Here is a 25,011-nt window from a genome sequence, read left to right on the forward strand (position 1 = left end):
AGCGCTTGGGCTGCCTCATCGGCGGCTTCATGCCCGACCACCTCAAGCGCTGCCAGTGGCCCGATGATTTCCGTCCGGTGCCGGGCTTGCGCCCATGCCTCGTCGGGCAGGGTGGCCACGCCTTGCGCGGCAATCGGTGGAGTGTCTGATGTCATGCCCAAACCTCGCTTTGGTGCACACGAGTATTGAGCATAGTCGAGATTGGTGCAGACGACTCCTGATATTGGGCTGTCAGGAGCCGTATGCACACCAGGCGTTACATCCAGTCAGATGGTGCGGTCGTCTTCTGAAAACGACAATATGCGCCTAGCTCAAAACGCCAGCCTTAAAGAGCCTTTTCAAGACAGTTTCAGCGTGATGGACTTGGGGGCAGGGAAGGGCTATTATCACTAGGTATTACCATGTGATAAGAGGCCCACTATGGCAACGTCTCTCAAGATCGACGACACGCTGAAAGGTCGCGTCCAGCACCTCGCCAGCCAGCGCCGCCGCTCGCCCCACTGGATCATGCTCGAAGCGATCCAGCAGTACGTCGAGCGCGAAGAAGCCCGCGAGAGCTTCAAGCAGGAAGCCTTGGCGTCCTGGGCGGCCTACAAGGAAACCGGCCGCCACCTGACCGGCCAGGAAGTTCGCACCTGGTTGAACACCTGGGGCACCAATGACGAAAGGGCGGTGCCTGAGTGCCACAAGTAATCGTCACCGAAGGCGCGGCGGAAGGCTTGGAACGATGCCGGCGGTTCCTGGCCGTCAAGGCACCGGACGCCGCCAGGCGTGCCGGCCAGGCCATCGAGCGGCAATTCCTGCTGCTGGAGACGGCCCCGGACATTGGCCGGCCGTTCCCTGAAATGCCCGAGCTGCGCGAGCTGGTGATTGCCTTCGGGGATTCCGGCTATGTGGCCCTGTACCGCCACGAACCGGCCGACGATGCGGTGTATGTTCTGGCCTTCCGGCACCAGAAAGAGGCGGGCTACTGATGACCACCAAGACCGTGAGCGCCGCCGTACCGGCGGCCGTGAAGGCCGAAGCTGCCGCTATCTCGGCCGCGCACGGCATGAGCATGGCCGCGCTGCTGCGCGAGCTGCTGGCCCGCGTAGCCGCCCGCGATGCTGAAACGCTGGCCTGGCTCAATAAGGCCCGCCGATGACCGACCCGAAGAACCTGGAAAGCTGGCTGCATGAGAAAGCTGGCCCGGCCTATGACGCATTGAAGGCCGACCCGGCCCGCGCCGTCACGGCTGACCAGGTGCGCTACACGCTCGATGAGCTGCTGGCCGAAGCCGAAGCATCCGGCCAGTATCCATTGCCGCCTGAGCAACGCGAATGGGTGGATGCCCCGGCCGTTGGCCGTGAGCTGCTGCCCGAGGACTTGCAAACCGCCGAAGCTATAGCTGCGTTCCTGGCCGATGCCGAAACCACGGCCGACCCGGCCTATATCCAGCACGCCCGCGAAGTTGCGGCGCTGGCCAGCATCGCCATTTCTGGCGGTGCTGCAGGTGGATCTCATCGCCGGAAATGACGATGCGAGATCCACGCCAAGGGAAAGGGCAGGGCGGCCGTCATCGCTCGATCTGGCGATGCTCGAGAACGCCGGCGCGCATCGTCGGAAACGGCGATGCAGGCCCGAAAACGACAAGGGCGGCCACCGGCCGCCCTTGCTGTTCCTGGTAGAGCCTACGCGGTGAGTGACTGCCGCACCGCGTCCAGGGCCTGGCGGAAGTCGTCCCGCGTAGCCTGGCCCGTCTCGGCCTGGTAGTACAGCACCATGAACATATTGGCGACGGCTTCCGCCATCGGCGAGAGCTGCCGCGCCGCCTCTTGGTCGATCCAGTCCAGGGCCGCGAGCTGTGCGGCCGCATGATGGACTGCCTGGGTTGCGATTGCATTGGTAGGATTCAAAGTTGCCATGATTCACCTCTGTGGTAGGTGGGTTGTGGAAGTGTCGGCCGGCCCCACGCCGGCCGGCGCGCTTTATCGCTGGCCGCTGCTGTAGATGCCGGCGGCCTCGGCCAGCGGCGTGTTCCTGTTGCTGCCGCTGTAGCTGTTGCTCGATGACTTGGCCGCCGGCCTGATGGCCTCGATGGCAGACGGGGCAGGGCGATCAACGAAGGCCGCCACTTCCGCCGCTGCATCAAGCTCGGTTGATTGATCGCCAGGCTGCTCAAACTCCACCGCCGGCCGCTGCACCTGGTCGAGCGCCAGGCAGTCGAAAAAGCCACTACGTTTCATGGTCACGCCTCCGATTTACCGTGCTCGCGGTTGGCGAACGCGGCCACTTCGTCATCAGGATCGGCAGCAGCCGAATCGGCCCCTGCCAGGTTGTTGCCGCCGAATGTCGGCACCGCCTCGACAGCGGCGGCCTGGTCACTCTCCGCACTCGCCCTGATAGCCGCCGCGATCTTCCCGCCGGTGGTGTCAGCGATGCGTTCGGCGGCGGCGTCGCGCATGCTGGCGGCCTTGGCCTTCGCAACCTCGCCGACGCCTTGCATCAGGTTCGCGCCGGCGTCGGCCGTCACGCGGCCCGCCGTGCCAAGCGCCGATGCGGCCGAGGCCAGCAAGCCGGGGCCGGTGCTGCCTGGTGCGGCCTGCTGGCCGCCTTGCTGGGCTTTCTTGCTGCCGGCTTCGTCGCCACCCTTCGAGCTGGGACCTCCACCCGATTTACCGGGCTGCTGCCCATTGCTTCCACCCGAGCCGCTGGCACCGCTGCCCGAGCTGCTGCCGAAACCGGCGGCCTGTGCAAGTGGTGTAGTGGTGCCCGCACCTGAGCTTGACCCGCCACCAAAGCCAGCAGCTTGCGCAAACGAGCCTGCATCGCTGCCGGGGTCGGAGCCGCCACCGAGCATGGGCATTCCGCCCGACTCGCCGCCGGCGCTCGATCCCGCTTTCTCGAACGCTGCCTTGATGGCCGACATGCCGCCGGCGGCCGAGGTTGCACCACCCATCACGGCCGCACCGGCTACGCTTGCCGCACCAGCGGCCATGCTCGCCGCGCCCATAGCCGCACCGATGGCAGCGCCCGCGCCGAAATTACCGATGCCGCCAGCGTTCCCCACGCCCGTACCGGAAATGACGCCCGCGACCAGCGGCGGCACGCGATTGACCAGCATGAGCAACGCCACGCAGAAAACCAGCATCACGCCCAGCTCTTCAAAGTTCAGCGTGCCGGTGTTCATCCTGGCGTAGAAGCTGGAAAGCAGGTCGTTCCCGATGCCGACCAGGAGCACCATCGTCATGATCTGCACGGCCACGCCCAGCACAGTCTTGTAGTAGTTGATCGCCATGTCGGACGTCCAACGGCTTCCACCGAAGCCGAGGAAGAAGATGCCGGCGTACATCAGCAGCCAGCCCGAGACGAGCAGCAACAGCATGTTTATGGCAACGACAGCCAGCAGGATCAGGATGCCGAGGCTCAAGGCCACGCCGATGAAGCTATCCACGGGAGACCAGATCGACGAGTTGCTGAATGCCTGCTTCAAGATCATGAAGCCGATATCCACGATGCCCGAGGGTGTCACCGATGCCACCCCGGACGCCTGCTCACCGATCCGGGCCAATGACTGGATGATCGAGTTGGCGAAGGCCGGGCCGTTGCGCAGCAGCCAGAGGAAGAAGCCAAAGAACAGGATGAAGCGGATGAACTCGGCGAAGAACTCGCCAATGTCGGCCTTGCGCAGCGCCATGAAGCCGAACGTGAAAACCAGCGAGATCGTGCCCAGCGTCCAGAACAGGAACATCGCGGCATTCATCACCACCGTCTGCCAGGACGTGGCCCGCGTGGCGAACTCCGTCACCACCTGGTCAAGCATCCCTTGATTGGTGAGCTGGGCCGATGCGGCGGTGGAGTAAAGCGCGAGCGTGACGCCGATCAGCGCCGCCTTGTGCAGTGCTTTCATGGCTTCGCCTCCTGGTCTTTCGGGTCGGCCAGTTCGAGCCAGTTCATGGGCTTCTCGGTCGGCGCGATGCCGCCGGCGGCCGGCGACCGACGCGAGCACAGCCCGGCGAATTTCTCGCGCGTACCCCTGTCCTCGATCTTCTTGATCGCCTCGATCTGGCAATTGGTGTCATTGACCTCGGGCATGGGCGGAATGGCCGGCTTGTTGTCGCAGCCAGCCACCAGCACCACCACGAGGCCGGCAAGCAGCATCGTTTTCTTCATGGTGCAGGGCCTCCGTCAGCGGGTCAGTTCGAGCCAGTTCTTCGGGCTCGCCGTGCGCTCGATCCTGGATTCCCTGGAAGTCGCGCCGGCGGCCTGCTGTTGCGCCTCAAGGTCGGCCTGCGCCTGCATCCTGGCGGTCGCGGCGTTCTGCTGCGCGATCAGCAGGCCGCGAATCTGCAAGAGCTGGTTCGCCTGGTTGGCGGCGAGCTGGTTGGCGAAGCCGATGGCCTGCATCTGCCCGGTCGCACCCTGCGCGGCCGACTGGAGCCGTTCGAGCTGGCGAGCGTCGGCGGTAAGGTTGCGCTGCTGTTGCTCCAGACCCTTGAAAAGCGCGTCGTTCGCCTTCTTCTGGCTCTCGCTCGCCAGGCGGCGGTTCTCTTCCATCGCGGCGCGCTCTGCATCCGAGCAACCGGCGGCCGAGAAGCACGGCGAGCCACGGTAATAGGCCACGTCCTGGAACTTGCCCAGGTAGCTGTCGAGACTGCCGAGCTGGTTCCGGTAGTAGTCCAGCGTGTTGACGGCATTCATCAGCCCGTTGATCGTGGACTGCGCCTGATCCCAGATGTAGGCCGCCGGGGCCATCGTGTTTTGCAGCATGTTCTCGTACTGCTGCAATTGGGTCTGGTACTGCTCGATCTGCTTGAGCGTCTGCGCCACCGACTCGATGGCCGTCATGACGTTCTGCACCAGGTTGCCGCCGTCGATGACGGGAATGCCGGCCTGCGCCGGGGTAATGATGATGCTGCCGGCCAGGGCAGCGGCGAGCGCGGTTTTAGCCGCTAAAAGGCGGACGTGTTTCATGGTCGAGTACCTCGATGTGATGAGCGGCTAATCTGCCCCACGACCTACCGACAAGGCTGGTCATGGGGTTGGGCCATCACGAGACAGTTCGCCACGAAAAGACTGTCAAGGTACCCGCCCAGGACGACACCGTCGCGTCCGGGCTTACGTTTTTGTTGAACATCGGTGTAAGCTAACTAGCTGCTATATAGCTTCTAGCTGCTAATTCGGATGCTAATCGAACATCCGAGAATTCGCAAGCGTCATCGCCCGCGCTTCTTGCCCTCCTGGCGTTTCGCCTTCTTGGCTTCCATCTGCGCCCGTAGCCGCGTCTCGCGCTGTTCCAGCTCGGACGGCGCGGGCCTGGCCGGCTGCTGAACTTTGGCCGGCGGCGGTGTCGGGGTGGCCTGGGTCGGCGCTTGTACCGGCCGCTGGGCTTCGCCCTCGATGTGCAGCCCGTCGAGCTGGCCCAACGTGCGCAGGCCGTGCCGGCGATGTGGCGGCGGCTCCTGGCCGACAGGGGGCACACCTGGCCGGCGCTTGGCCTGGGCCTTGGTGGCCTCGGCCTGCCGCCGGCTTTCCAGTGCCGGATCGGCGAAGGTGATGGGGAGCTGGGCATCGACGGCCGCCCGGATCACGGCGGCCTTGAACTCCACGCTGCCGCTGACAGTGATGCGCTCGCCGTAGCGTTCCATTGCCAGGCGCAGCGCCGCCGCCACGCCGGCGCGGTCGGCCTGGCTGGACACGGCCAGGCGCTCGCCGTCATCGCGCACGGCCGAGCTGCCGGCGCGGTAGATGATCGTGCCCTTCTTCGTGATGCTGTCGATCACCGGGGCATGGCCGGGCTTCGCCTGGCCGTCGCCCTGGATGGTGTCGCCCTTGAGGCCCTGGGCCGCCTCGCGGGCGCGCAGCGCATCGAGCGCCTGGCCGTCGCCGGCCGTTGCCTGCTGCTTGAGCCAGTCGGCCCACGGCCGCCGGCGGTGCTCGTTGTAGATCGCCGCCCGCTCCTGGTCGTGGCGCTTGTGGATCGCCTCCAGGTCGGCCCGCAGAGCGGCGCTGGCCTGGGCATACAGCAGCTTCTTGGTCAGCCGGCCATCGGTCAGGTGCTTGATGGCCGCCCGCCGGGTGGCCGCCGCCTTCTTGGCGTGCTCGATGGCCCGATCCTTCCGGCGCTTCGCCTCGGCCAGCACGCCGGCCCTGGCGGCTGTGAGGGTCTGCTGTGCGCCCTTGTACCGGGCGTAAAGCTCGGTCGTATCCAGGCCGCCGCGCAGACGCATCGGCCGGCCCTTCTGGTAGTTGCGCCGTGCCGGCGCGGCCTGGCGCTCGGGCGACGCCTCGAACGTGCCAAGCCGCTTTTCCAGGGCGGGCTTGGACAGGTCGCGGGCCAAGGTGCTGGCCTTGATGATCGTGCCGTCGCCGGCCTCGATGACCAGGCCGTTACCGCGTGCGCGCAGCGCCAGGCCGTTGTCGCGCATGACCTGGTGCAGCTCGGCCCAGCTTGCCGCGTCCTTGATCTCGTCCAGGCACTCGCGCTTGATCCAGCCGACCAGGCTTTCCACGCCGGCGTGCTGCTCCAGGTCGCCAGCCCTGGCGGCCGCGCCGCGCTGGCGTGGTTCGTGGTTGTCGCGTTCCAGGCCGTAGTCGCGTTCCAGGGTCGTGCAGAGGTCGGCCAGCGCCCGATGCGAGTAGTACGGCTCCTGCATCGTGCCCCTGGTCGGGTGAATCTTGTTGATGGCGATGTGGATGTGCAGGTTGTCGGTGTCGTTATGCACGGCGCTGACGCGCTGATGCTCGCCCAGGCCCAGCCCGTCGCAGATGCGGGCCTCGATCTGCCGCAGGGTGTCGGCGCTCGGCTGCTCGCCGGCGCGAAAGCTGACGATCAGGTGATAGGTCTTGTCGCCCTTGGCCCGCGTGTTGGCCTGCTGGGTTGCCAGTACCTCGGTGATTGCATCGCGCACGGTGTCGGCGGCGCAGTTCGTGACCTGCACCTGGCCCAGCCGGTGGTCTTTGCTCTGCGCGTCGGTGACGTAGCGCACCAGGCCGGCGAAGTCGGACTTGCCCAGCGAGCGCATGGGCACGTGCTTGGCGATCACGATTGCCCGCCTCGCGGCCGCACCACGCTTTCCGCGATGGTGCTGATCTTGTCCTGGGTCGCCTCGATCCGGGCCAGCAGCGCCCGGATGGTGTCATCGCCGAAGCGGGCCGTGCGCGGGTCGTCGGTCAGCCAGAGCTTGAGCAAGCCGCCCAGCCGCCCGAGGTCGCCATTCACGCGCACCAGGTCGCGCACGTTCTCGAAGTCGGTCACGCCTTTGACCTGGTAGCCCTGACCGACCGCCAGCAGGTAGGCGGACGTGCTCATGCCGGCGGCCTGGGCGTTGGCCTCGATGGCGGCCCGTTCGTCCGACAGGCAATAGACCTTGATGGGCGTGCTGCCCTTCCTCGTTACCTTGTTCTCGTTGGCCTCCATCTTGGCGTCCTCTGTCGTTGCCGGCGGCCGCCGGCTGGCCCCGCAGGGCAGGATGCCCCGTTGAGCGCCGCAGGCGCGAATAAGGGGAAGTGAAGAGGATCACCATGCTTGCATGGTGGGCCTACTTCACACATCCTGCCCTCTATTCAGCGTTGCATTCAATAAGGAAACTATACACGCGCCATTGTGGATTTGCATGGTATCTAGCAAGGAAACCTAGCGCCTATGGATGCAACACGGCAAAATGCAGGGAAATCCGCTTGCTCGCAGGACTTAACACGCTGTTTCAGCGCACATTCCATGTGCTTTCCACTAGCTTTACACACATGAACCCGCGCGCATTACATAAACAGGAATGAAGCCGATGGGAACCCGATACACCGATGAACTTGCCGCCTGGGCCGATCAGAAGGCCGAGAAGAAGCGCCGCCAGGACGCGGCGGCAGTAGCGTTTCTGGCGGTGCGCGGGGATGTGGTCGAGGCAATGGAAGCCGGCTACGCGCTGACGACGATCTACGATCACATGCACGAAACCGGCCGGGTGAAAACCAGCTATGAGACGTTCCGCCGGCACGTCCAGCGGTTCATCAAGGCAGCGCCGGCCGACACCGCGCCGCCGACACCGAAGGCCGCCACCAGGTCGGCCAGCAACTCGCCGACCACCGTTCCAGCCGTCACGCCAAAGCCGGCCGTATCAGCTCCGGCCAGCCCTGCCAGCGAGCAAGCCGGGAAGATTCCCAGCTTCAATTTCAACCCGACGCCGAACAAAGAGGACTTGCTGTAAGCCGCCCCTGATGGGGGGATGAACACCAAGGGAAGACAGTCGGCCGGCCCCTCAAGTGTCAATAACCCCATGACGTGAAATCGCCCCCCCCCCTGCGCCTCCCACCGGCCAACAGATCAGGACGGCCAAACCTGGCCGCTAGGGGCAGGCCCGCGCCCCTCAAATGTCAATATCCGGGCCTCCCCCGAGTTCGTGAAATCGCCCCCCCTGGTGGGCCGGTCACTCGCCGCCTGGCTTCTTCCTGGTCGCAGGCTTCGCCTCGGCCGCCGGCGGCGTGATACGGGCCAGCAGCGCGGCAGATTGCTCCTTGAGCGTGTCGAGTTGCCCCGCCATGCGGGCAGCTTCCTCACGAGCCTGCGCGGTGGCCTTCGCGGCCTGATCGCGCTCGGCCTGCGCTGCCGTCAAGCGTTCTGCCATACGCTGCGCCTCGACCGCTGCGGCCTTCCGCTGCTCCTGGTGCGCTTCGCGCTCGGCATCGGCCTTGGCGCGGACGGTCGCCAGTTCCTCGCGCACCTGGTCAAGTTGAGCGGCGACAGCCTGGCCGGCTTTCTGCTGGTCGGCCAGCGCCCGGCGTGCTTGGTCTGCGTCCTCGTGGGCGCGGTCAAGTTCGGTGCGCAGCTCGCCGGCCCTGGCCTCGGCCGTGGCGGCCCGCTCACTGGCCGCTGCCAGCTCTTGGCGAACGGCGGTGAGTTCCTGGGCCAACTTTTCGGCGGCGGCCTTCTCAGCGGTCAGCTCGGCCGTGGTCGCCTCCAGCTCGCCGGCCTGGCGCTCGAAAGCCTCGGCCAGCTCCTGCCGCATCGCGTCCAGCTCGGCCCGCTCTGTTTCCCATGCGGCCTGTGCGCTGCGCAGGGATTCGTTCGCCAGCTCCTGGGCCTGCTGCCAGATCGTCGCCACGGCGGCGCTGCTGGCCTGCTGCACGACCTCCGGCACCGCCACGGCCACCGGGGCGGCCTGGGCAGTCTGCGCCCTGCGCCATTCCTTCATCACGGCGCTGGCTGCGTTCATATCTACGCGGGCGGCCCGGCGCACCGCATCGACCGTGGGCATCGTCTCGCGGCCCGACTGCTCGAAAAGATCAGTGGCGGCGGCAATGATGCGCTCGCGCACGTCGGCGGGGATTTGGGGGGCTTGCGGTGTCATGGCATCGGCTCCGGTGGATAAGATAAGAAGAATAATATTATTATTCTTCTTATTATGCAAGCCATTATTTTCCGCATGGCCTGGATCAGCCCGGCCGGGAGCGCGTCGGGGGTCGAAATTCGGGCCTGGGCGGGCCGTGGCGGCGTTTTCCAGGGTTGGCGGCACTATCCCCTACCCTCGCCCGGTTTCGGGCGTCCTGGGCGTTTCTACGCGGCCGATCTCCGGCGCAAACGAAAAAAGCCAGACCACGGCCGGCCTGGCTTCCCCTTGGCGTCAGATTTAGCGGCTAAAAATTAGGTCGCGGCCTGTAGGCGCTTCACGGCTGAAACGAAGTCCAGGCGCAGCAGGTGCATGGCAAGGTCGATGGCACCACCGCCGCCCTTCTCTGCGCGGGTGTCGTACCACTTCGGCCCGGTCGCCAGCAGCTCCACGCCACCGCCACCCAGCGCGACATTCACCCGCACCGTGGCCTTGTCCTTGATCGGTTTGAAATCCGGGTCGTACTTCCAGTAGAGGCCCAAGAGATCGAGCGTGGCCGTTACCTGCATCGCGTGCAGGCGTGCCAACAACTCCGGCGGGAAAGCTCGCCGGGCGCGGCTCATGACAACACCCCGGCGAGCTGGACGAGGGAGCCGCCCTTCGGGCGGCGGGCTACTCCGGGCCTTCGGCCCCTCCGCGCCGTTCCGGCGCTGCGCGGCCCGTGGATAACTTGCAAGCAAGTTACCCACCGCCCTTGCCGGCTACTCGCGTTATATAAACGCAGGGGGCTACTCCGGCCTACGGCCGAGGCGGACAAGCCGCTAGGCTTCGCCATTAGTAATACGGACGGACTTGTCTCAAGCATTGTGGCCGCCCTCGTCACTTCCGGCGATGCTGGCCAGGTCGGCCGCCTGGGCCTGTAATACGGATGGACTTGTCTCACTCGCCGGCGCGGCTGGCTTGCCAGCTCGATACCAGCTCGCCCGGCTCATACCGAGGGCTTCCCAAGGCTTCTGCCGGCTCAAGGAGCGGCTTTCGTAGGTTTGCCGATCTACCGCCCCAGCAGCCCGCCGGCGGGCCGTGTGGCGCTCTCTGTCGCGCTCCTTCGCCATATCCGAGCTGATGAGCGTGCGGAGCTTGCGCTGTTCCTCGTCGGTGATCTGGAACAGGCTGATGATGGTGTCGTTCTTGGGCGTGTAGAGCGGGGAAAGCTGCTTGCCGCCGAACTCCACTTTCTCGCCGGCCTCGTGCGCCTTTGCCTTGGCGTACAACGTCATCAGCTCCTTGGAGCGATACGACCAGGCCGGATCAAGCTCGCCGGCCAGCGCGGCCGCCTCGTGGTACATCTGCCCGCTGTGCGTAGCACCAGACAGCAGCAGGAAGTTGAGACGCCAGAAAAGATGCTGCATCCGCTCGCCTTCCCTGACGCCACCGCGCAGCTCGGCCAGCTTGCGCAAGTCCTCCAGGCGATCCCATGCGAGCTGCCGACCGGAGAAGCCGCGCAGGTTGTCGGCCTTGCCGCCTGGCAATAGCTTGAGCTGCCGGCGTTCGGCACGGTCGCGGCGTTGCTGCTCGATGTCCCAGCGGGCTACTGGCAGCAGCATTTCAGCCAGGTACTCGAAACCGTAGCGGACGGGCTGGCCGTCCTGGCCGTGCTCGACATGCACCACGCGGCACACATCGCCGCTCTTGGTATTCACGGTGCTGACCAGGCGCAGCACGCGGCTTGCGTCCTTGGCCTGGGGGTCGGCGCCGAGGCCGGCCAGGCGATCGACAAGATACCGCTGGCAGGCGTTCCAGCGCGGCAGCGCCTGGCGCGGCAAGGTGCCGTCCAGCAGCCACTTGGCTTGTATGCCGCGGCCGCTATAGACCAGCAGCGAGGGCGTGGGGATGCCTTCCTGGGCGCAGTGGTACAGCACGGTGGCCGCCAGTTGCTCCGGCGTCCTGCCGGTGGCCCACGGCTGCCGGTAGGTGTCCAGGTCGGCGAACAGCAGCCCGACACGCGCCAGATTCACCACGCGCCGGTTAGGGCGCATGAACTCGGCCTGCGTCAGCCAGGTGTCGCGGGTCTGATCGACCATGCCCAAGATCGTGGGCATGTCTGTGAGCCTGTATGAGTCTTGCCGCTTGTCCTTCCCTACCGCGACCAGGAGCGAGAAAAAGCCCGTCCTGGCCGTGTCATGGTAGGTGCCGGCCTCGTCGGCCGGCTCGAACAAGGCAAGTTGTGCCTGTCCTGCCATAACCCCTTCCCGCACGGAATCCGCGCGTGACTCTTGCCATTGAAGGGGTCAGGCCGTAGAATGAGGTTTAGCTAAACAGTCGTGGGTGCGGTTGAACCCATAACCTCATTCATCGGCTGTCGTGTCTATCAGCTCGCCAAAGCTGGTAGGCCCGGAACCCCCGCCAAAGCCCCGTCGCCAAACGGGGCTTTTGCATTTTTACGGCTCGATGCCGGTGCCACCCAGCAACTCGCCACCTTTGCGGGTCAGCGTCTTGGGCTTCCACCCGGCCACGTCCGCCTCGAAGCGGTAGATGCCGTGCTGAATCAGCAACGACGCCGCCGCGTCAATCGTGCGGAAGTAGCGGGGGCCGCCCCGATACTGCCCAAGGATGCGATTTTCTCCGCCGATCCGAAGCGCCAGAACCAGGCCCTTCTCTGCAACGGTGACAGTCGCACCCTGTACGCCGCCCACCAAAACGACCTCCTTAAATGCGGTCGGATTGATGACAGCCTTTGAATCAAACGTAATCATGCCCCACCTTCGCAGCAGTGTCCAGCATTAACGAAAAATGCAGGTGTCGGTTTTCGATTATGTAGCTGCTACCTAGCAGCAAACTAGCTGCTAGATTGTTCGTAATGGTCAAGGGCCTTTTCCAGTATCTCGACCAGCAGCACACCTTCACGCTGCGCCAGGGCGCGGATGCGGGCATCCCATTCCGGCGTCACCCGCGTGGCGAACTGCACCGTGCGGTTCGTCTTGCGGGCGCTCCGGCCGTCGATCTTCTTGGCCGCCGGCGCTTGCGGTGGTGGGTTGGCGGCGGCCGGCCTGGCTACCGGTGCAACCTCCGGCGCGGTCAGGTTCGTGCTGGCCTCGTCCAGCGTCGGCGGTGCGCCCAGCTCGTCGCGCCGGCCTTTCAATTTCTTGAGCTTGGATACGTCAGCCATTTGTCACCCGGTCGATGAGCGATTGAATGAGTGTGTCGGCCCGCTCGTTCAGGCCCGCAAAGCGGGTTTCTGTGATGCTGTGGCCGGTGTTTTGCGCCTGGCGGTAGGCCGGCCGGTCGCGCAAGCTCCCATCCAGGACGGTGTAGCCGGCCTGCTGTAAATAGACCCGCGCCGCGACCTCTTCCGCCGGCGTGCCGATGCGGTTGAGGGCGAACGCCAGGCGGTCGTTCGGGACACCGGCCTTCGTCAGCGCGTGGAACTCGCGCACGGCCGGAATGAGGTCATCCCTCGATGCGCCGGACGGCTGCACGATCAAATCGGCAGCGCGGGCTATGTCGAGCGTCGCCGAGCTGGTGCGGGCCGGCCCGTCGATGATGAGAAGGTCGTAACCCTTGGCCGCTTCCAGGGCCTGCGCGGCCGTGGCGAACGCCTCGACGGACACCACGGGTTCAATGCCCTGGGAAAGCCGCAGGCGGTGCCAATCGACAGCAGTTCCCTGCTGTGTATCCAGGTCTGCTACCTTCACGCGCAAGCCGCCGGCGGCCGCTTCGCGTGCAAGGGCACGCGCCAGGGTGGATTTCCCTACGCCGCCCTTCTGTGAGACGAATGCGACAATCGCCGCCATAATTTAGCCCCTATCTAGCTGCTAGGTAGCAACGATTATAAGATAGAAGCTAGATACAAGATAGTAGCTAGATAGATTTTAGCCGCTAAAGTTTGCGCCGCCGCGCCCGCTCGGCGTCTGCCAGGTCGCCGGGCCACGTCGCCAGCTCGTCATCGGTGAGGGCCGCCAGGATTTGCGGCAGGTTTTGGGTTCGGTACGGGGGCATCGGCAGATCGGCGACTGGGCCTTCATCGTCCAGAAAAGCCGGCTCGGGCAGCTCGGCCGCGCCCTGCTCCACGTCGGCCGCCGCGCCGGCGTCGGCCTCGGTCAATGCGTCCTCCACGAAAGCGCCATGCCTGGCCGCCTCGGCCCGGCTCATGTCACGGCTGGCCCAAATCCGTTTGACCTGGGCCACGCTGCACCCGGCCAGCTTGGCAGTCTCCGCGATGCTCTGGCCGATGCTGCGCAACGCGATCACCTGGGCGCGCAGCTTCGGATCGGCCCGCCGGCCCTTGTAGCGGCCGTCCCGCTTCGCCAGCTCGATGCCCTGGCGCTGCCGCTCGCGCCTGTCCTCGTAGTCGTCGCGGGCCATCTGTAGGGCCAGCTTCAAAAGCATGTCCTGGACGGATTCCAGGACGATCTTGGCGACGCCCTGGGCCTCGGCCGCCAGGTCGGATAGATCGACCACGCCAGGGACGGCCAGGCGCGCACCCTTGGCCCGGATCGAGGCCACCAGGCGCTCGGCCTCGGGCAAGGGTAGGCGGCTGATGCGGTCGATCTTCTCGGCAATGACCACCTCGCCCGGTTGCAGGTCGGCCACCATGCGCAGCAGCTCGGGCCGGTCAGCGCGTGCGCCGCTGGCTTTCTCGCGGTAGATGCCGGCGACGTAGTACCCGGCGGCCTTCGCGGCCGTGATGATCCCTTCCTGGCGTTCAAGGTCTTGCGCGTCGGTGCTGACGCGCAGATAGACCCGCGCCACCATCGGCGCGGCTGCTGGCTTCGTCCTGCTCATTCTGGCTCCTTTGGGCATACCTGAATGCGCCTATCGTAGCCCGGAAGGCTCATTTATCAAAGAACGATCTATATGTGTCGTTTTCAGAAGACGGCTGCACTGAACGTCAGAAGCCGACTGCACTATAGCAGCGGAGGGGTTGGATCCATCAGGCAACGACGGGCTGCTGCCGGCCAATAGCCGACAATGACGACACTGGAAATCCCCGCCTGTGAGCGTCGGCTCAGGGCGGGACAGCGTCATCCAGCTACCTGCGCCACTGACTCAGCCTTGTCCAGCCGGCCGCGCCGCACGAACAGACTGACCAGCCGTTGACGGATCGCCACCTGGAGTTCCGCCAGTTGTTCCGGCGTGATGCGAATTTCACCCGCTCGACGAGCGCAACACCGGCGCCGCCTACGCCAAGAACCGGCGAATCGAACTCAAACTCACGAACCGCTGAGCGCCGCGTCACCGCGCTGCTGCGCCAGCCAGTCGCGCGGGGCGCAGCCCATGCGCACGCGGAAGGCGCGCGCCAGAGCGTTCTTCGGGTCGGCCAGGCCCGCCAGCAGTCCGGTGGCGCCAAGCCGCCCATCCATCAGATAACGCAGCAACTGGATCAGTAGCAACTCGCACAAGCGGTCGATGGCGGCCTGCCGACCGCACTGGTCGCGCTCGGCTTCGGCAAACAGCAACTCTAGCGTCGGCCCGAGGCCGGGCAAGTCCGCCAACGGAATCAGCAGCATCGACGGCAAGGCCATGGCCAACGGATTGCCCGTCGAAGCGCCCAGGTCGACCTCCGCACACAACAGCTCAGCGGTATCGCCGGGGGCGGCGACAAAACGATGCGACGCCACGCGCGGATAAAACAGCAGGCTCGGCTCGGTAACCAGCAGATCTTCATGCACGGGCGAACGCGCCGTAATCGGGCCGCGCCGCACCAGATGGATATAGCCATGCGGCGCCGCGTAATGATGCTGCTCACAGAAGGCGCCGCTGTGAAAAACGCGCGCCGAAAGCGAGTAGTGCCGGAACAAGCCGGCCAGTCGATCCGCCATTCCACTCTCCATATAAGACGATAGGTTACGTATTTGATACTTTACGTGCCATATCGTACCAAACAAAGGGCGATCATGCCCACGTGCTCTTGCACCTCACCCACTACGGAGATAGACATGACCCAAATCGCCCCCCTGACCATCGACACCGCTGACGCCGCTACCGCTGCCACACTCAAGGCCGTCAAAGCCAAGCTTGGCATGGTGCCGAACCTGTTCGCCACGCTGGCCCACGCGCCGGCGGCGCTCAATGGCTACCTCGGCTTGTCCGAAACGCTGGGCACCGGCCGCCTGAATGCCTCCCAGCGCGAGATCGTTGCGCTCGCTGCCGCTCAAGCCAATCGCTGCCAGTATTGCCTGAGCGCACACACCCTGATCGGCAAAGGTGCCGGACTGTCGGCAGAGGCCATCGCCGCGGCCCGCACCGGCCAGGCGGCCAACGCACTTGACGATGCAATCGCCGGCTTTGCCCGCGCGCTGGTCGAGCAACGCGGCGTGGTGTCGGCCGACGCCATGGCCAACTACCGCCGCGCGGGGCTCGACGACGGCCTGATACTGGAAGTGATCGCCAACGTCGCGCTGAACACGCTCACCAACTACACCAACCACATCGCCGACCCCACGGTGGATTTCCCCGTGGTCGCCGTCTGATCTCCATAGGCATATAAGGAGAACACGATGAAAATCGCACTCACCGGCGCTCTGCTCGCCAGCGCCCTCGTCCTGCCACTGGCCGTCACGGCCGGCGACTAAAGGCCTCGGCCGAGCACTACCGCAAGACCGGCAAGTTCTTGGACGGCGCCACGCTGGTGAAAGAGATCCGCAAGCTCGAAACCAGCGCCATGACCACTGGCAACCCTGTGGTCTGGGGTTCCGATGCGGCCGTGTGGTTCGTGATGGTCAAGGACGCCAAAGGCCGTTTCGCCAGCAACCCCTTGTGGGGCGCGCCTTTCTGACCGACGTCCGCGCCTGCACGCGCTGCGCACCGCATCTGCCACACGGCGTGCAGCCGGTCTTCCAGTTTCACCCGAGTGCGCCCATCCTCATCGCCGGCCAAGCACCGGGGGCCCGGGTCCATGCCTCAGGCGTGCCCTTCGACGACGCCAGCGGCGCGCGTCTGCGCGCCTGGCTGGGCGTGGACCGCGACACCTTCTACGACCCTACCCGCATCGCCATTCTGCCCATGGGCTTCTGTTATCCGGGCACCGGCAAAAGCGGTGACCTGCCGCTACGCCCGGAGTGCGCCCCCCGCCTGGCGCGAAGCCTTCATGCAGCGTTTCGAGCGCCTGTCGCTGGTCATCGTGCTGGGCAGCTACGCCATGGACTACCACCTCGGTACTGGCAAGACGCCGCTCACCCGGGTGGTCGAAGCCTGGCGCGAGCACTGGCCGCAAGCGTTCCCCCTGCCTCACCCTAGCCCGCGCAACAATCGCTGGCTGGTGCGCAACCCCTGGTTCCAACAAGACGTGCTGCCCGCGCTGCAAGCACGCGTCCAGGCAGTCCTCACCGCCAACCCCAAGGAAACCCCATGACCGACGACACCGCCGCCATTACCGAGCTGCTGCACAAGTACTACGACACCCTGGCCTGGGCGAACGGAGACAGGCACCGGCTTTGGAGCGATGAACGACGGCTTCAGGTGCGGTAGCTGACGCCTGGGACCTCAATCACCGTATGACCGGGTTGTCACTTTCAGAAGGCGACAGCACGAAATATCAAAAGTCGACCGCACGGTCTTTTCTGACGTTGGAGTCGCCTCAGAAAACGGAAAATAAAGCACGCTAAGGCGTAGTTCCCTCGGGCTACACCGCGTCCGCACTGCGCGGTTCTTTCTTCCCTTGCAGTGACGCAATCAGCGGGCAGGAAACGTTCCCCTTCCGCGCATGGCAGGCGCACACCAAATCAGACAGCACGGCCTCCATGCGCGCCAGGTCAGCCATCCTCTCGCGCACGTCCTTGAGCTTGTGCTCGGCCAGGCTGCTGGCTTCCTCGCAATGGGTGCCATCCTCCAGCCGCAGCAGCTCGGCGATCTCATCCAGGCTGAAGCCCAACCGCTGGGCTGATTTCACGAAGCGCACCCGCGTTACATCCGTCTCGCCATAGCGGCGAATGCTGCCGTAAGGCTTGTCCGGTTCCGGGAGCAAGCCCTTGCGCTGATAGAACCGGATGGTCTCCACATTGACCCCGGCCGTCCTGGCGAAAACGCCAATGGTCAGGTTCTCCAAATTGTTTTCCATATCGCTTGACTCCGTACATAACTACGGAAGTAAGCTTAAGCTATCCAATTCCGATTCGAAAGGACAAACGTATGTCTGAACCTCAAAACGGGCGCGGCGCGCTCTTCACTGGCGGGCTGGCCGCCATCCTCGCCTCGGCTTGCTGCCTCGGGCCGCTGGTTCTGATCGCCTTGGGGTTCAGCGGCGCTTGGATCGGCAACTTGACGGTGTTGGAACCCTATCGCCCCATCTTTATCGGCGTGGCGCTGGTGGCGTTGTTCTTCGCCTGGCGGCGCATCTACCGGCCGTCAGCCGCCTGCAAACCGGGTGAGGTTTGCGCGATTCCCCAAGTGCGAGCTACTTACAAGCTCATTTTCTGGGGCGTGGCCGTGCTGGTTTTGGTCGCGCTCGGATTTCCCTACGTCGTGCCATTTTTCTATTGATCACAGGAGTTCACCATGAAAAAGCTGCTTTCCGCCCTTGCCCTCGCTGCCGTTGTTGCCCCCGTGTGGGCCGCCACCCAGACCGTTACGCTGTCCGTACCGGGCATGACCTGCTCGGCCTGTCCGATCACTGTCAAGAAGGCGATTTCCAAGGTCGATGGCGTCAGTAAAGTTGACGTGACCTTCGAGACGCGCGAAGCGGTGGTCACCTTCGATGATGCCAAGACCAGCGTGCAGAAACTGACCAAGGCTACCGAGGATGCGGGCTACCCATCATCAGTCAAGAACTGATCATGAAAGACCCGAAGACACTGCTGCGGGTCAGCATCATTGGCACAACCCTCGTGGCGCTGTGTTGCTTCACCCCTGTTCTGGTCATTTTGCTCGGTGTGGTCGGCTTGTCCGCGCTGACCGGCTATCTGGACTATGTGCTGCTGCCTGCGCTGGCGATTTTCATCGGCTTGACCATCTACGCCATCCAACGAAAACGCCAAGCCGATGCCTGCTGCACACCGAAATTCAATGGAGTAAAAAAATGACCGAAATCACCGTGAATGGCATGACCTGCACATCCTGCGCCACCCATGTCAAAGATGCTTTGGAAAAGATTCCCGGCGTGAATGCCGCTGTGGTGTCCTATCCAGAAAGCCGCGCGCAAGTCATGGCAGACACCGCCGTGAGCCACAACCAACTGCTGGCCGCCATCGCCGCATTGGGTTATCAAGGCTCGATCCGGGTTGGTGATTTCAAAGATGAACCAAAAATCCGTGATGCACTTGAGGGCGCCGGTTTGCATATCGCCATCATTGGCAGCGGCGGGGCCGCGATGGCGGCGGCGCTGAAGGCCGTCGAGCAAGGCGCGACGGTCACGCTGATCGAACGCGGCACCATCGGCGGCACCTGCGTCAATATCGGCTGTGTGCCGTCCAAGATCATGATCCGCGCTGCCCATATTGCCCATCTGCGCCGGGAAAGTCCGTTCGACGGCGGTATTGCGGCAACTGTGCCTGCGATTGACCGCAGCAAACTGCTGGCCCAGCAGCAGGCCCGTGTCGATGAACTGCGGCACGCCAAATACGAAGGCATCCTGGACGGCAATCCAGCCATCACCGTTTTGCACGGTGAAGCGCGTTTCAAGGACGACCAGAGCCTGGTCGTCCGTTTGAACGAGGGTGGCGAGCGCGAGGTAACGTTCGACCGCTGCCTGGTCGCCACCGGTGCCAGTCCGGCCGTGCCGCCGATTCCGGGCCTGAAAGAGTCACCCTACTGGACTTCCACCGAAGCGCTTGTCAGCGACACCATTCCCGCACGCCTGGCCGTGATCGGTTCGTCGGTGGTGGCGTTGGAACTGGCGCAAGCCTTTGCCCGGCTCGGCAGCCAGGTCACGATCCTGGCACGCAGCACCTTGTTCTTCCGGGAAGACCCGGCCATCGGCGAGGCCGTGACAGCCGCTTTCCGCGCCGAGGGCATCGAGGTGCTGGAGCACACGCAAGCCAGCCAGGTCGCCCATGTGAACGGCGAATTCGTGCTGACCACCGGACACGGTGAATTGCGCGCTGACAAGTTGCTGGTTGCCACCGGTCGGGCACCGAATACGCGCAGCCTCGCGCTGGACGCGGCGGGGGTCACTGTCAATGCGCAAGGGGCCATCGTTATCGACCAAGGCATGCGCACGAGCAACCCGAACATCTACGCGGCCGGCGACTGCACCGACCAGCCGCAGTTCGTCTACGTGGCAGCGGCCGCCGGCACCCGTGCCGCGATCAACATGACCGGCGGCGACGCAGCCCTCAATCTGACCGCGATGCCGGCAGTGGTGTTCACCGACCCGCAAGTCGCCACCGTGGGCTACAGCGAGGCGGAAGCGCACCACGATGGCATCGAGACCGACAGTCGCACGCTGACACTCGACAACGTTCCGCGAGCGCTTGCCAACTTCGACACACGCGGCTTCATCAAGCTGGTCATCGAGGAAGGTAGCGGACGGCTCATCGGCGTGCAGGCGGTGGCCCCGGAAGCGGGCGAACTGATCCAGACGGCGGTGCTCGCCATCCGCAACCGCATGACGGTGCAGGAACTGGCCGACCAGTTGTTCCCCTACCTGACAATGGTCGAGGGGTTGAAGCTTGCGGCGCAGACCTTCAACAAGGACGTGAAGCAGCTTTCCTGCTGCGCTGGATAAAAAAAGGAGGTTTTCAATGAGCGCCTACACCGTGTCCCGGCTGGCCCTTGATGCCGGGGTGAGCGTGCATATCGTGCGCGACTACCTGCTGCGCGGATTGCTGCGTCCGGTGGCGTGCACCCCGGGCGGCTATGGCCTGTTCGATGATGCCGCCTTGCAACGGCTGTGCTTCGTGCGGGCGGCCTTCGAGGCGGGCATCGGCCTGGACGCGCTGGCGCGGCTGTGCCGGGCGCTGGATGCTGCGGACGGCGATGAAGCGGCCGCGCAGCTTGCCGTTCTGCGCCAGTTCGTCGAGCGTCGGCGCGAAGCGTTGGCCGATCTGGAGGTGCAGTTGGCCACCATGCCGACCGAGCCGGCACAGCACGCGGAGAGTCTGCCATGAACAGCCCCGAGCGCTTGCCGTCCGAGACGCACAAACCGATCACCGGCTACCTGTGGGGCGCGCTGGCCGTGCTCACCTGTCCCTGCCATTTGCCGATTCTCGCCATTGTGCTGGCCGGCACGACGGCCGGCGCGTTCATCGGAGAGTACTGGGGTATCGCAGCCCTCACGCTGACCGGTTTGTTCGTCCTGTCTGTGACACGACTGCTGCGGGCCTTCAAAGATCGATCATGAGCGCTTCCCATTGAGACAAACCACGCTGTCGCTACGTTGCCTCATGCCGGCATCAAATTCGGCTGAGTAGCTTCTCGCCATCTGGACGTAGCTCACCCTTGGGTGAAACATGCCGATACAGGGTCTGCCGCGTGACGCCAAGTTCCTGGCACAGGTCGCCGACCTTGGTCTCTGGCTGACCCATTGCCGCCATCGCCAGCCGCAGCTTGGCGGCGGTCATCTTGAACGGCCGGCCGCCTTTCCGCCCGCGCGCGCGGGCCGAGGCTAGGCCGGCAATCGTGCGCTCCGCGATCAACTCGCGCTCGAACTCGGCCAGGGCGGCGAAGATGCCAAAGACCAGCTTGCCGGCGGCGGTCGTGGTGTCGATGGCCGCGCCGTGCCCGGTTAATACCTTCAAGCCGATGCCGCGCCCAGTCAGGTCGTGCACGGTGTTGATGAGATGTCGCAGGTCGCGTCCGAGCCGATCCAGTTTCCACACGACCAGTGTGTCGCCAGTTCGCAACGCCTTCAGGCAGCTCGTCAAGCCGGGCCGATCCTCGCGCATGCCGGATGCCTGGTCCTCGTAAAGATGTACTGGATCGACCCCGGCGGCAATCAGCGCGTCGCGCTGCAAATCGGTAGCCTGGGAGCCGTCCGCCTTCGATACCCGCATGTAGCCTATCAGCATGTCGTACCTGTCACATATACGTTCGATTATGTGACAGTGTGAGCCAGAAAGTTCTCGCCGTCAAAAACTGTCACTTAACCCGTCATTTAGTCTAAGACCTGCAAACGGCCATTCAGGCTCGTAATGTGACAAAAACTCCGGCGGGATGCCCTCCTTGGTGAACGTGGCGCGCAAACGTTCCAGGGATTCGGGGTCGCGTCGCCCGTAGGACGCCAGTGTGAACAGCAAGCGGGCCGTCTCCGGGTTGTGTCGCGCTTCAATGATGGCCTCATCGATGGCCTGGGCTGCTCGTTGCCAGTGGTTGATGGGTTCCGGCTTCGGCACCTTCGCCGGCAGGCCGTTGGTGAAACCAGTGTGCGGCTCCGTCTGAAACAGCGCGGCCTGTTCCCCGCGCGGGATCAGCGCCTTTGACTCGATCAGCGTGATGGCGGTGGCCGCCGCCTCCAGCATCTGCCACTGCACCGCCGGGGCCAGAATCTCGTAGGGACGCCACAGACTCTGCCCGGCGCGCAGCGGATGGCCGCAGCGCTCCCAGACATGGCGGATGCTCGCCGAGCAACTGCCGCAGTGCGAGAGCGGCGTGTTCAGCTCATCAAGCAGGGTGCGCAGCAGCCGGAACCACAAGCCGGCGTGGACACGCCGACGCGGCAGCTCCACAAAACCCGTCGTCAGCGCCTGCCAGGTGCGCCGGTCCATGCAGGCGATTGCGTCATCGGCAGGGCGCGGCGCAGCATCGGCGATTTCCCACTGAAGATACCGGCCGGGCATGCCCCAGTAGGACTCCAGCCAGCAGCCATGCTGCGGGCAGCTCAGCATCAAGGGGAGCTGCCAGACGAGTAGCACAGCTTGATTCGTTGGATCGTTCAGACACTGCGGACACGCCCGGCGAATCGTCTGGCTCGGTAGCCAGGCACGCCAGCGAGTGATGGACCGCACCTTGCGGGTGCGCTTGGGCAGGAGCACCGCGCATTGGAATGTATAGGTTTCCAAGGCTGCTGGTACCGAATCGTCGAGACTGTCGAGCAGCCACGGCACCCAGCCTGCAAGACTCATGCTGCGCAACCGCTCCAGCTCGACGCCACTGCGCTGGCAGAGCGCCGTCAGCAACGACAAGGATGGTGCGGTATCCAGGTCATCAAGTTGGCTGTGACCAAGATCGTGGGCCAGCAGCTCGTGCACGTCCATCTGGTAGCAGGCGGCGACCCGGTTGAGCCATGAGGACAGGGCTTCGCCTTCCTTGGGTGCCGGATGCAGCGGCCAGCGCGGCGCGGACTTCACATCAGTTCCCGCTCGAACTGTCGCCGCCGCTCACTGGGGCCGATGTAGTCGGCCATGCTGAGCGTGCGGTGGTTGATCGCTTCCTCGCCACTCTCCACGGCGGCGACGGCCGCCGCCACCAGCAGATGTGCAAGCTCGCCGATGGTGCCTTCGCTCCGGGTGAGCAGGTAGCGGGCCATGTCCAGCGTGGCAATCGGGGATGGCCGCCGTAGCGGGAGTGACGCCGCGAAGCTGGCCAGCAGCGAGCAGCAGTCCTCATTGGCCTCCCACGGCGGCAGCAGCATCGGCTCGAAGCGGTTTTCCAACTGATCGTCCGAACGGATGGCCAGGTACGCCTCGCGCGTGCCGACCCCGACCAGGGGGATACGCAGCTCGTTGCCGAGGAAGCGCAGCAGGTTGAGGAACTCGCGCCGGTTAACGCTGTTGCCAGCCAGTACATTGTGCAGTTCGTCGATCACCAGCATGCGCACGCCGACCTTGCGCAGCAGGGCCAGCGCCAGTTGCTCCATTTCCGGCAGCCGTGGGCGCGGGCGCAGCGGCGCGCCCATCGCAGCCAGCAGCGCGACATAGAAGCGGATCACCGATGGCTCTGACGGCATCTGCACGACCAGCACCGGGATATGTTCTTGGTCAGCGTCGGTGCCGACCGGGTGCGCCCGCCGGAATTTCTCGACGATCATCGACTTGCCGTTGTTGGTGGGGCCGACCAGCAGCAGGTTTGGCATGCGTTGCTTGTTCGGCCACGCATACAGAGTTTCCAGCCGGTTCAGCGCCTCGACCGCGCGCGGGTAGCCGATCCAGCGGTCGGCGCGAATGCGCTGGATGCGCTCGTCTGCCGGCAGCCTGGCCAAACCCTGTGCCGCTGGCAGCAGGTGGGACAGGTCAATGACGGGATATTCGTCCACGGCTACCACTCCTCGATCTGATCGAACGGTTTGGCCGGCGGCAGGTTGTCTGCCTGCGGGTCAGCCATGTCCACATCCGGCGGTATGGGCTTGGCCGGTGGCTCCGACGTCTTGAGGTGCTGGCGGCGATCAGCGTCGCGCCGCGCCTTGCGCGTGGCCTTCTGGGCGGTGGTCACGATCTCGCGCATCTGCCCGATCATGCGGAACAGCGCCGACTCGTCCACCTGCTCGCGCCCGAGCTGACGCAATTTGGCCAGCGCCTGGCGTTGTTCCCAGAGGGTGACGGCCGGATGGGACAAGGTGCGGTAGTGGATCTCCAGATAGTGCTGACCTTCCGGTTCCAGTACCCAGATGCGGCTGATGTCGCGCGGATCGCGCCGGATCAGGAAGGCGGGCAAGCGCTCGCGCCGGGCAATCCACGGCTTGAGGGCGTCGGCGTAGTAGTGGATGTGGTCGATGACAAAGCCGGTGCGGGTCAGGGTGCGGCGGATCACCGGCAGGAAATCGACCAAAAACGCGGTGGGGCGGGTAACGACGGCCGGGACGCCAACGCGCTCCACGGCCTCGGCCCAGCGCGCGGCCGGCGGCTGGAGCAGGCCGTTGTGCACGGAGCCGTGATAGGTGCCTACCGCCAACGCGAGCCAGCGCTCCAGCTCGCGCAGCGTCAGGGTGGCCATCTTCTCGGAATCGTACTCGCCGCGCTGGCCGGGATTGGAGAAGGTCGTCCCCGGTAATTCGTCGTGGATCATCTGCATCGCCGTGCCGATGATCCGTTCCACGATGCCGCCGTAGTGCGGCGCGCGTGAACACGTCGATGGCGAGGGTCAAATATGGGCGGCCAATCGGTTGCCGGTCGCGCTCGTCGACCACGATCAGGTCGATGACGGTGTGGTCGATCTGCACCTGTTCCAGCGGCATGGTGACTTCTGGCGGAATGCCACCCGCGCCTTGCAAGGGACGGGCAGCGTCCTGCCCGCCCCGGCTGCGGGCTATTTTCGCCGGGTGTAGTCCGGCAATCCGCTGGGCCACGGTGTTGCGCGCCGGCACCGGCAGCTTCTGGGTTTTGCACGCCTGCGCGACTTCGCGGTGGAACGCCGCCAGGCTGCGTTTCTGCTTGGTCAGGAAGCGCTTTTGCAGCAGCTCGCGGATGATGCGCTCGACCGGTTCCGGCAAGCGCCCCTTGCCTTTGCCGCCGCCGGATCGGCCGGGCGTCAGGTCTGTTACCAGGCCAGTACCCTGCCGGGCGCGACGGATCAGGACATATACCTGTCGCCGGGACAGGCCCAGCGCTTGGGCTGCCTCATCGGCGGCTTCATGCCCGACCACCTCAAGCGCTGCCAGTGGCCCGATGATTTCCGTCCGGTGCCGGGCTTGCGCCCATGCCTCGTCGGGCAGGGTGGCCACGCCTTGCGCGGCAATCGGTGGAGTGTCTGATGTCATGCCCAAACCTCGCTTTGGTGCACACGAGTATTGAGCATAGTCGAGATTGGTGCAGACGACTCCTGATATTGGGCTGTCAGGAGCCGTATGCACACCAGGCGTTACATCCAGTCAGATGGTGCGGTCGTCTTCTGAAAACGACAA

At 64.9% G+C, this 25,011-nt stretch carries 31 protein-coding genes and 3 pseudogenes; 14 read left to right on the forward strand and 20 right to left on the reverse strand.

The features are described from left to right. Positions 1–420 precede the first annotated feature (420 nt). From GRX31_RS28885 to GRX31_RS31120, 4 genes and pseudogenes are all read left to right on the forward strand, one after another. The gene (locus tag GRX31_RS28885; RefSeq protein WP_054471486.1) at positions 421–693 is read left to right on the forward strand and encodes a CopG family ribbon-helix-helix protein; all 273 of its coding nucleotides are present in this window, start codon (positions 421–423) and stop codon (positions 691–693) included. Between the two features lie 26 nt (positions 694–719). Further along, positions 720–974, forward strand: coding sequence for a type II toxin-antitoxin system RelE/ParE family toxin (locus tag GRX31_RS28890; protein ID WP_005934365.1), 255 nt, complete (start codon positions 720–722; stop codon positions 972–974). After that, positions 974–1,144 (forward strand): hypothetical protein, encoded by a 171-nt coding sequence (locus GRX31_RS30700; RefSeq protein ID WP_167370944.1) that lies wholly within the window; start codon positions 974–976, stop codon positions 1,142–1,144. The genes GRX31_RS28890 and GRX31_RS30700 overlap by 1 nt, the downstream gene beginning before the upstream one ends. 14 nt (positions 1,145–1,158) lie before the next feature. Continuing rightward, positions 1,159–1,257, forward strand: a pseudogene (locus GRX31_RS31120) (transcriptional regulator); the annotation flags it as partial. A gap of 413 nt (positions 1,258–1,670) precedes the next feature. Here the strand turns inward: GRX31_RS31120 and GRX31_RS28900 are convergent. From GRX31_RS28900 to traJ, 7 genes are all read right to left on the reverse strand, one after another. Continuing rightward, positions 1,671–1,904, reverse strand: coding sequence for a type I toxin-antitoxin system ptaRNA1 family toxin (locus GRX31_RS28900; RefSeq protein ID WP_011997484.1), 234 nt, complete (start codon positions 1,902–1,904; stop codon positions 1,671–1,673). Positions 1,905–1,967: 63 nt separating this feature from the next. Further along, on the reverse strand, positions 1,968–2,225 hold the full coding sequence (locus GRX31_RS28905; RefSeq protein WP_061070727.1) for a hypothetical protein: 258 nt from the start codon (positions 2,223–2,225) through the stop codon (positions 1,968–1,970). 2 nt (positions 2,226–2,227) lie between these two features. After that, complete coding sequence (gene trbL / locus GRX31_RS28910) at positions 2,228–3,889, reverse strand: P-type conjugative transfer protein TrbL (RefSeq protein ID WP_061070728.1); 1,662 nt, start codon at positions 3,887–3,889, stop codon at positions 2,228–2,230. Continuing rightward, on the reverse strand, positions 3,886–4,152 hold the full coding sequence (trbK, locus tag GRX31_RS28915) for an entry exclusion lipoprotein TrbK (RefSeq protein WP_061070719.1): 267 nt from the start codon (positions 4,150–4,152) through the stop codon (positions 3,886–3,888). The genes trbL and trbK overlap by 4 nt, the downstream gene beginning before the upstream one ends. 15 nt (positions 4,153–4,167) lie before the next feature. Next, positions 4,168–4,953 carry a P-type conjugative transfer protein TrbJ gene (gene trbJ, locus GRX31_RS28920; protein WP_061070720.1) on the reverse strand — a complete coding sequence of 262 codons (786 nt, stop codon included), beginning with the start codon at positions 4,951–4,953 and terminating at the stop codon, positions 4,168–4,170. A gap of 242 nt (positions 4,954–5,195) precedes the next feature. Then, on the reverse strand, positions 5,196–7,025 hold the full coding sequence (gene traI, locus GRX31_RS28925) for a TraI/MobA(P) family conjugative relaxase (RefSeq protein ID WP_061070721.1): 1,830 nt from the start codon (positions 7,023–7,025) through the stop codon (positions 5,196–5,198). Further along, on the reverse strand, positions 7,022–7,399 hold the full coding sequence (gene traJ / locus GRX31_RS28930; protein WP_074053059.1) for a conjugal transfer transcriptional regulator TraJ: 378 nt from the start codon (positions 7,397–7,399) through the stop codon (positions 7,022–7,024). Before traJ ends, traI begins: the two co-directional genes overlap by 4 nt. 364 nt (positions 7,400–7,763) lie before the next feature. On the opposite strand from traJ, the gene GRX31_RS28935 reads away from it, so the two are divergent. Further along, positions 7,764–8,183: a TraK family protein gene (locus tag GRX31_RS28935; protein WP_061070722.1), complete on the forward strand. Its 420-nt coding sequence runs from the start codon at positions 7,764–7,766 to the stop codon at positions 8,181–8,183. A 219-nt stretch (positions 8,184–8,402) separates the two neighbouring features. Here GRX31_RS28935 and GRX31_RS28940 read toward each other — a convergent pair whose 3' ends face one another. The 8 genes from GRX31_RS28940 to GRX31_RS28975 form a co-directional block, all read right to left on the reverse strand. Then, positions 8,403–9,323, reverse strand: a complete 921-nt coding sequence (locus tag GRX31_RS28940; RefSeq protein ID WP_061070723.1) for a DNA-binding protein — start codon at positions 9,321–9,323, stop codon at positions 8,403–8,405. A 293-nt stretch (positions 9,324–9,616) separates the two neighbouring features. Next, positions 9,617–9,925 carry a hypothetical protein gene (locus GRX31_RS28945; protein ID WP_074053061.1) on the reverse strand — a complete coding sequence of 103 codons (309 nt, stop codon included), beginning with the start codon at positions 9,923–9,925 and terminating at the stop codon, positions 9,617–9,619. A 234-nt stretch (positions 9,926–10,159) separates the two neighbouring features. Further along, entirely contained in the window at positions 10,160–11,518 is a 1,359-nt protein-coding gene (locus GRX31_RS28950) for a replication protein (protein WP_237426813.1), read from the reverse strand. Positions 11,519–11,740: 222 nt separating this feature from the next. Next, a complete protein-coding gene (gene parC / locus GRX31_RS28955) occupies positions 11,741–12,055 on the reverse strand; it encodes a ParC family partition-associated protein (RefSeq protein ID WP_011997474.1) in 315 nt (104 codons plus the stop codon). Positions 12,056–12,138: 83 nt separating this feature from the next. Then, complete coding sequence (locus GRX31_RS28960; RefSeq protein WP_011997475.1) at positions 12,139–12,468, reverse strand: hypothetical protein; 330 nt, start codon at positions 12,466–12,468, stop codon at positions 12,139–12,141. Next, positions 12,461–13,093: a ParA family protein gene (locus GRX31_RS28965; RefSeq protein WP_007966093.1), complete on the reverse strand. Its 633-nt coding sequence runs from the start codon at positions 13,091–13,093 to the stop codon at positions 12,461–12,463. Before GRX31_RS28965 ends, GRX31_RS28960 begins: the two co-directional genes overlap by 8 nt. An 85-nt stretch (positions 13,094–13,178) precedes the next feature. Beyond that, a complete protein-coding gene (locus GRX31_RS28970) occupies positions 13,179–14,084 on the reverse strand; it encodes a recombinase family protein (RefSeq protein WP_061070725.1) in 906 nt (301 codons plus the stop codon). Positions 14,085–14,512: 428 nt separating this feature from the next. Next, entirely contained in the window at positions 14,513–15,121 is a 609-nt protein-coding gene (locus tag GRX31_RS28975; protein WP_160856013.1) for a cupin domain-containing protein, read from the reverse strand. 117 nt (positions 15,122–15,238) lie between these two features. Between GRX31_RS28975 and GRX31_RS28980 the strand changes: the two genes are divergently transcribed. The 3 genes and pseudogenes from GRX31_RS28980 to GRX31_RS28990 all read left to right on the forward strand — a co-directional run bounded on the left by GRX31_RS28980 (position 15,239) and on the right by GRX31_RS28990 (position 16,653). After that, on the forward strand, positions 15,239–15,772 hold the full coding sequence (locus GRX31_RS28980) for a carboxymuconolactone decarboxylase family protein (protein WP_003830783.1): 534 nt from the start codon (positions 15,239–15,241) through the stop codon (positions 15,770–15,772). A gap of 140 nt (positions 15,773–15,912) precedes the next feature. Then, positions 15,913–16,077, forward strand: coding sequence for a hypothetical protein (locus GRX31_RS30705; protein ID WP_202396760.1), 165 nt, complete (start codon positions 15,913–15,915; stop codon positions 16,075–16,077). Further along, positions 16,059–16,653, forward strand: a pseudogene (locus GRX31_RS28990) (uracil-DNA glycosylase family protein). Before GRX31_RS30705 ends, GRX31_RS28990 begins: the two are co-directional and overlap by 19 nt. Before the next feature lie 270 nt (positions 16,654–16,923). Here the strand turns inward: GRX31_RS28990 and merR are convergent. Next, complete coding sequence (gene merR / locus GRX31_RS28995) at positions 16,924–17,358, reverse strand: Hg(II)-responsive transcriptional regulator (protein ID WP_000429838.1); 435 nt, start codon at positions 17,356–17,358, stop codon at positions 16,924–16,926. Between the two features lie 71 nt (positions 17,359–17,429). On the opposite strand from merR, the gene merT reads away from it, so the two are divergent. From merT to merE, 6 genes are read left to right on the forward strand one after another with little or no spacing between them, the layout of a single operon-like run. Beyond that, positions 17,430–17,780, forward strand: a complete 351-nt coding sequence (gene merT / locus GRX31_RS29000; RefSeq protein ID WP_001294667.1) for a mercuric ion transporter MerT — start codon at positions 17,430–17,432, stop codon at positions 17,778–17,780. Positions 17,781–17,795: 15 nt separating this feature from the next. Continuing rightward, complete coding sequence (merP, locus tag GRX31_RS29005; RefSeq protein WP_000735441.1) at positions 17,796–18,071, forward strand: mercury resistance system periplasmic binding protein MerP; 276 nt, start codon at positions 17,796–17,798, stop codon at positions 18,069–18,071. A gap of 2 nt (positions 18,072–18,073) precedes the next feature. Further along, on the forward strand, positions 18,074–18,319 hold the full coding sequence (gene merF / locus GRX31_RS29010; protein ID WP_000654684.1) for a mercury resistance system transport protein MerF: 246 nt from the start codon (positions 18,074–18,076) through the stop codon (positions 18,317–18,319). Further along, positions 18,316–19,962 carry a mercury(II) reductase gene (gene merA, locus GRX31_RS29015; RefSeq protein WP_000136268.1) on the forward strand — a complete coding sequence of 549 codons (1,647 nt, stop codon included), beginning with the start codon at positions 18,316–18,318 and terminating at the stop codon, positions 19,960–19,962. Before merF ends, merA begins: the two co-directional genes overlap by 4 nt. 16 nt (positions 19,963–19,978) lie before the next feature. Then, positions 19,979–20,344 carry a mercury resistance co-regulator MerD gene (gene merD, locus GRX31_RS29020; protein WP_003465059.1) on the forward strand — a complete coding sequence of 122 codons (366 nt, stop codon included), beginning with the start codon at positions 19,979–19,981 and terminating at the stop codon, positions 20,342–20,344. Beyond that, positions 20,341–20,577, forward strand: a complete 237-nt coding sequence (merE, locus tag GRX31_RS29025) for a broad-spectrum mercury transporter MerE (protein ID WP_001087809.1) — start codon at positions 20,341–20,343, stop codon at positions 20,575–20,577. The genes merD and merE overlap by 4 nt, the downstream gene beginning before the upstream one ends. Before the next feature lie 52 nt (positions 20,578–20,629). Here the strand turns inward: merE and GRX31_RS29030 are convergent, their stop codons facing one another. The 4 genes and pseudogenes from GRX31_RS29030 to GRX31_RS29045 all read right to left on the reverse strand — a co-directional run bounded on the left by GRX31_RS29030 (position 20,630) and on the right by GRX31_RS29045 (position 24,905). Further along, entirely contained in the window at positions 20,630–21,244 is a 615-nt protein-coding gene (locus GRX31_RS29030; protein ID WP_000904941.1) for a recombinase family protein, read from the reverse strand. A gap of 60 nt (positions 21,245–21,304) precedes the next feature. Next, positions 21,305–22,522 (reverse strand): TniQ family protein, encoded by a 1,218-nt coding sequence (locus GRX31_RS29035; protein ID WP_003465063.1) that lies wholly within the window; start codon positions 22,520–22,522, stop codon positions 21,305–21,307. Beyond that, positions 22,519–23,427 carry a TniB family NTP-binding protein gene (locus GRX31_RS29040; protein WP_003465065.1) on the reverse strand — a complete coding sequence of 303 codons (909 nt, stop codon included), beginning with the start codon at positions 23,425–23,427 and terminating at the stop codon, positions 22,519–22,521. Before GRX31_RS29040 ends, GRX31_RS29035 begins: the two co-directional genes overlap by 4 nt. 2 nt (positions 23,428–23,429) lie before the next feature. After that, a pseudogene (locus GRX31_RS29045) lies at positions 23,430–24,905 on the reverse strand (Mu transposase C-terminal domain-containing protein). Positions 24,906–25,011 lie beyond the last annotated feature (106 nt).

Source organism: Delftia sp. CH05 (assembly GCF_009827015.1).
GTDB lineage: Bacteria > Pseudomonadota > Gammaproteobacteria > Burkholderiales > Burkholderiaceae_C > Comamonas > Comamonas tsuruhatensis.